Origin of the sequence: Geotalea toluenoxydans JCM 15764, assembly GCF_001311985.1 — a bacterium.
GTDB lineage: Bacteria > Desulfobacterota > Desulfuromonadia > Geobacterales > Geobacteraceae > Geotalea > Geotalea toluenoxydans.
Genome location: NZ_BBCJ01000073.1, coordinates 1 through 570 on the forward strand (window position 1 = coordinate 1; position 570 = coordinate 570).

Here is a 570-nt window from a genome sequence, read left to right on the forward strand (position 1 = left end):
ACCGTTCCGCCCTGGATTACGTTGATCGACTTGTTCAGGTGGTTGCCGCTGGCACTCAGAGCGGTGCCGCTCATGGTGGTGCTGTGGCAGTTCTGACAGGTGGCGTTGGCACCGGTTGTCCCTACGTGTTTCGGGTGGTTGTTGGTCTTCGAGGTGCCGGGTGCAGTGGAGGTATATACCGGCTCGCCTGCCTGGCTGGTGCCTCCGCCGTGACAACCTTTACAGTCAAGGGCCGGGCCGGTGCTCCAGCTTACGGTCGTTCCGGCTCCGCCTTTACCGTCGCTGTGGCAGTATGCTGCGGTACAGGCTGCCTTGTTCTTGCCTGCTTTGGCGCCGGAGAAGTTGGCAAAGCTGTTCATATGGTTTGCTGCAGTGCCGATGGTGGTGTCATTCAATACAGTATTGGCATGACACTCAACACAGCTGAGGTTTGCACCAAGGACTGCGTTGTTGGTATGCAGAGCATGCTGCCCGGTGGTGATTTTGTTGGTTGCGCCTGCGTTGCCGCCGTGGCAACCGTCGCAATTAAGAGTTGCACCCCACTGTGCTGCGGCAACACCGCTTACGATA

At 58.4% G+C, this 570-nt stretch carries 1 protein-coding gene; it reads right to left on the reverse strand.

The features are described 5' to 3' along the window. On the reverse strand, positions 1-570 hold a 570-nt coding region (locus JCM15764_RS20745), incomplete at both ends, for a CxxxxCH/CxxCH domain c-type cytochrome (RefSeq protein ID WP_243689564.1).